The following is a 4,508-nucleotide window of genomic DNA, read 5'->3' on the forward strand; positions in this document are numbered from 1 at the left end:
GACGATGGCCGCCTCGGTCGTGAAGTCCATGGTGGCGTAGCGGTGGTCCCAGTCACCGAGCACGCCCAGCCGCTTGAACTGCTCGCGCTGCACGTCGATCCAGCCGGTCGCATATTCGCGGCAAGCCTGACGGAACTCGGCCTTGGAGACTTCGTCCTTGCGACGGCCCCTGGCGCGGTACTGTTCCTCGATCTTCCACTCGATCGGCAGGCCGTGGCAGTCCCAGCCGGGGACGTAGTCGACGTCGTTGCCGAGCAGGAAGCGGCTGCGGACGACGAAGTCCTTCAGCGTCTTGTTGAGGGCGTGGCCGATGTGGATGTCGCCGTTGGCGTAGGGCGGACCGTCATGCAGGACGTAGAGGGGCGCGCCCTCGGCCTGACGCTGTTTACGCAGGGCCGAATAGAGGTCGCCCCAGGCCTCGATGATCGCCGGTTCCTTCTGCGGCAGGCCGCCGCGCATCGGGAAGGGGGTCTCGGGCAGGAAGACCGTTTCGCGATAGTCGCGTCCGGCAGGCGTGTCGCTGGGCTGGTCGGGCTGGGAAGCCATGAAGTCTCGTCTCGTCGTGTGTGATCGTTCGCGTCGGTCTCGATATCCCGGCGTACACGGGGCTGAGCCCTACGGTGCTACGCCGGGCGGCTAATCGAAATCGGGCGAAACACGCGGACGGTCATGGTGGCTACGGTCTAGCAGACGGCGGGGGCGGGACGCCAGCCGGGATTGCCATGCGGGGCGGGGGGCTCAATAGTCGGCCGTCCCGGGGAGGGGGCCGTTCCATGCGCCATGTTCTGATCGCCGCCGCCGTGCTGGCCCTGTCCGCCTGTTCGTCGCCCGAGGCCGGGCCGGCCGAAGCCGCGGAAGCCGCCGCCAGCGCCGTTGATCCCGCGGCTGAGGCGTTCGTGCGCAGCCTCTATTCCGTTGAACAGGGTGGAACGTCGACGGGGGCGGAGGATGAGGGCGACGACGCCCCGGTATTTTCGGCCCGCACCCAGGCGCTCCTGGACGAGAACCACGCCGTAACGCCCGAAGGTTACGCCATTTGGGAGGGTATCCACATCTGCGACTGTTCCGACGACGGCGGGATGGTGCTGGACAGCGTGACCATGACGCCGCGTGGCCCCGACCGGGTCGACGCGACCGTATCCATGACCTGGACAATGGCCCAGCCGCCGGAAACAAAACGGCAGAGGCTGAACCTGATCAAGGAAAACGGTCACTGGGTGATCGATGACATCGAGCGCGATCTGACCGGTGAGGCGCCGTCCGGCGCCCTCGTCGCCGGCCTGACGGAGTATATCGCCGAAACCAAGGCATGGGTCGCCAAGGGAGAAGGCGCGTGATGCGGAACCTGGTCCTCATTCCCGCTCTGGCCCTGGGTCTTGCCGCCTGCTCGCAGGGCGACGGGGGCAAGGCGCCGGAGCCGGCTTCGGCAGCCACAGGGGCGGCTGTTCCAGGCGGGCCGGTGTCGCGCGACGCGGTCTATGCCGCGGCCGAGGCGGGACCGGAGCCCTTTGTGCGGGCGCTCTACGCCCAGTACGTGAATGGCGGACCGCAGGGCGAGCCGCCGGCGCCGGGGCGGGATCCGCTCTACGACCGGATGCTGAACGCCATGATCGGCGAGGACTTCCGCAAGGCGGGCGGCGAGGTTCCAACGCTGAATTACGACCCGATCTGCGCCTGTCAGGACAGCGGTGATTTCACCCTGGACTCGGTCACGGTCTTACCGGGGGCGGATGCGCGCAAGGCGGATGTCGCAGTGGTGTTCACCAATATGGGCGAGACGAAGCGGCAGACGCTGAAGCTGGTGAAGGAGGGGCGGATGTGGAAGGTCGGCGACGTCCTGGTTCCCGGCGAGAAGCCGCTGACCGAGCAGCTGATGGCCGCGATCAGCTGAGGGCCTCGCGGGCCGCGGCGGCGTCGGCGTCGATCTGGACCTTGAGAGCGTCGAGGCTGTCGAAGGCCATTTCGCCGCGCAGGAAGGCGATCAGGTCCGTCTCGATCGTCTGGCCGTAGAGATCCTCGTCGAAATCGAAGAGCCAGACCTCGAGCAGGGGTTCGGCCAGTTCATACATCGGGCGGACGCCGAGATTGGCGACGCCGTCGAGGACGCGCCCGTCCGGCAGGCGGGTGCGCGTGGCGTAGACGCCGTAGGCCGGGCGCATGTAGTCGCCCATGCGGATATTGGCCGTCGGGACGCCGATGGTGCGGCCGCGCTTGTCGCCGTGGACGACTTCGCCCTCGATGGCGAACGGCCGGCCGAGAATGGCGGCGGCGCGATCCATGTCGCCGGCATTGAGCGCCTCGCGGACGGCGGAAGAGGACAGTTTCAGACCGCCGGGATCGTCGACCCGGTCGGTGACGCAGACGGTGAAGCCCAGCGCTTCGCCGTGGCGGCGCAGGCCCTCGGGCGAGCCGGTGCGGCCCTTGCCGTAGGTGAAGTCGAAGCCGACCGCGGCGTGGCGGATGCCGAGGCCATTGGCGTGGCCTGCCGCGCTTCGCGCTACTTGAGGCCCGGCCAGCACTTCCCGGGCGAAGGTCTCGTCCGACATGGCGGCCATGCCGGCGTCAAAGGGCAGGAGGTAGAGCGTGTCCACGCCCAGCGGTTCGAGGGCGCGGGCCATCTGGCCGGGCGTCATCAGGCGGAAAGGGGCGGCGTCGGGCTGGAACCAGCGGCGCGGATGGGGATCGAAGCTGACCACGGCGAGGGGGGCGCCGAGCCGTTGCGCGGCCTCGCGGGCGTTGGCGATCACGGCCTGATGGCCGCGATGGACGCCGTCGAAGGCGCCGATCGCGACGGCGGCGCCCCTCATCCCGTCGGGCAGGCCGCGCCAGTCGGTCACGATCGAGACCAAGTCAGTCTTTCGCGGGGCGCCGGCGGCGGGGGACGCGGACCGTGGCGACTCCGGCCATGATCAGCTTGCCGTCGACGAAACCCTCGCAGTCCATCTCGACGCGGGCGCTTTCCTGATCGACCGAGATGACGCTGATGCGGACCTCGACCTCGTCGCCGATGCGGACCGGGGCGTGGAATTGCAGGGTCTGGGAGATGTAGATGGCGCCGGCGCCGGGCAGGATGGTGCCGACCACGGCCGAGCCGAACGAGGCCGACAGCAGGCCGTGGGCGATGCGGCCGCGATAGGCGGTCTTGGCGGCGAAGGCCTCGTCCATGTGGACGGGGTTGAAGTCGTCCGAGGCCTCGGCGAACTGCTGGATCCGCTGCTCGGTGACCGGGATATGCTTCACCGCGGTCATGCCGACGTGGAGCTCCTCCAGGATGTAGCCGCCTGAGGGGTGTTTCGTGACTATTTCAACCATATCCCGGCCTTAGCCTGAATCGCCCCCGCTCACCACGTCAGATCGAGCATGGCGTGGCGGGCGTAGGCGGTTTCGGCCTTCAGCAGGTCGGCCGCGCGGGCCGGGTCGAGGCGGCCGTCCGGGCCGCGGGCGGCGTCCCCGTGGATGCCCTGGGCGATGAACAGGCAGTCGAGCGCCTGTTTGTTGGCGCCGAGCACGTCGGTCACGACGCCGTCGCCGATGCACAGGACCCGCGAGCGGTTGACGGGCTTGCCGCTCAACTCCGCGGCCTCCCTGAGGGCCAGGTCGTAGATCGGGCCGAACGGCTTGCCGGCCATGGTCACGCGGCCGCCGAGGCTTTCGTACAGGTCGGCCAGCGAGCCGCCGCAGTAGATGAGCCTGTCGCCGCGCTGGACCACGCGATCGGGGTTGGCGCAGATCATCTCCAGGTCGCGCGCGGCGCCGGCGGACAGGCGTTCGCGATAGTCCTCGGGCGTCTCCGCCTCGTCGTCGATCATGCCGGTGACGGAGATGAAGGCGGCGTCTTCAGCGCCTGCCGCCGTTTCGAGGCCGAGGCCGTCGTAGAGGGGGTTGTCCCGCTCGGGTCCGATGATCCAGGCGGGGCCGGGCGCGCGGCGCGCCAGCTCGACGCGGGTGGCGTCGCCCGAGGTGACCACGGCGCCCCAGGAACTGCGTGGCACGCCGAGGGCGTCCATCTGCAGGATCATGCCCGGCGCCGGGCGCGGCGAGTTGGAGATCAGCACGACCTTGCCGTGGTCGCGATTGAACCGGGTCAGGGCGTCGCAGGCGGCGGGCCAGCTCTCGCGGCCGTTATGGACCACGCCCCAGACGTCGCAGAGCAGGATGTCGTAGTCCGCGGCGATGTCGGACAGGCCGTTCAGGGCGTGGGGGAGGGTCATGGGGCGGAGATAGCGGGTTCGGGTGCGGGGGAGAAGTGCGGCGGGTTCTCCCTCCCCTTCATGGGGAGGGCGGTCGCGCAGCGACCGGGTGGGGAATTTCAGACGTACCCCACCCTGTCGTCGCTTTGCGCCGACATCCCTCCCCATGAAGGGGAGGGAGAACACAGGCATGAGTCATCGCCGCTTCGGGGAAGCGGGTCGGGGAGGGCGCGGGGCGACCGAGCTCGCCCGGTGCTGTTGTAGTTTTACCGTTTCGACGAGACAGACCGCCCCGCGTCGTCGTTTTCCACGCGCGTG

Annotated in this window: 6 protein-coding genes; 2 read left to right on the forward strand and 4 right to left on the reverse strand. The window is 69.2% G+C overall.

Annotation, left to right across the window (positions count from 1 at the left end):
- Nucleotides 1-546, reverse strand: a 546-nt coding sequence (locus V6M42_RS06950; RefSeq protein WP_332677969.1) for a class I tRNA ligase family protein, incomplete at its 3' end; no start/stop codon positions are given.
- Between the two features lie 227 nt (nt 547-773).
- On the opposite strand from V6M42_RS06950, the gene V6M42_RS06955 reads away from it, so the two are divergent.
- Nucleotides 774-1,337 carry a DUF3828 domain-containing protein gene (locus tag V6M42_RS06955; protein WP_332677970.1) on the forward strand — a complete coding sequence of 188 codons (564 nt, stop codon included), beginning with the start codon at nt 774-776 and terminating at the stop codon, nt 1,335-1,337.
- Complete coding sequence (locus V6M42_RS06960) at nt 1,337-1,891, forward strand: DUF3828 domain-containing protein (RefSeq protein WP_332677971.1); 555 nt, start codon at nt 1,337-1,339, stop codon at nt 1,889-1,891. The genes V6M42_RS06955 and V6M42_RS06960 overlap by 1 nt, the downstream gene beginning before the upstream one ends.
- Here V6M42_RS06960 and ribF read toward each other — a convergent pair.
- The 3 genes from ribF to V6M42_RS06975 are packed head-to-tail and all read right to left on the reverse strand — an operon-like array spanning nt 1,884 to nt 4,211.
- Nucleotides 1,884-2,807, reverse strand: coding sequence for a riboflavin biosynthesis protein RibF (gene ribF, locus V6M42_RS06965; RefSeq protein WP_442880934.1), 924 nt, complete (start codon nt 2,805-2,807; stop codon nt 1,884-1,886). The two genes, V6M42_RS06960 and ribF, sit on opposite strands and share 8 nt — an antisense overlap.
- A 43-nt stretch (nt 2,808-2,850) precedes the next feature.
- The gene (locus V6M42_RS06970; RefSeq protein WP_442880933.1) at nt 2,851-3,312 is read right to left on the reverse strand and encodes a MaoC family dehydratase; all 462 of its coding nucleotides are present in this window, start codon (nt 3,310-3,312) and stop codon (nt 2,851-2,853) included.
- A gap of 29 nt (nt 3,313-3,341) precedes the next feature.
- Nucleotides 3,342-4,211 carry a TIGR01459 family HAD-type hydrolase gene (locus V6M42_RS06975; RefSeq protein WP_332658096.1) on the reverse strand — a complete coding sequence of 290 codons (870 nt, stop codon included), beginning with the start codon at nt 4,209-4,211 and terminating at the stop codon, nt 3,342-3,344.
- Nucleotides 4,212-4,508: the final 297 nt, after the last annotated feature.

Origin of the sequence: Brevundimonas sp., from assembly GCF_036677305.1 — a bacterium.
GTDB lineage: Bacteria > Pseudomonadota > Alphaproteobacteria > Caulobacterales > Caulobacteraceae > Brevundimonas.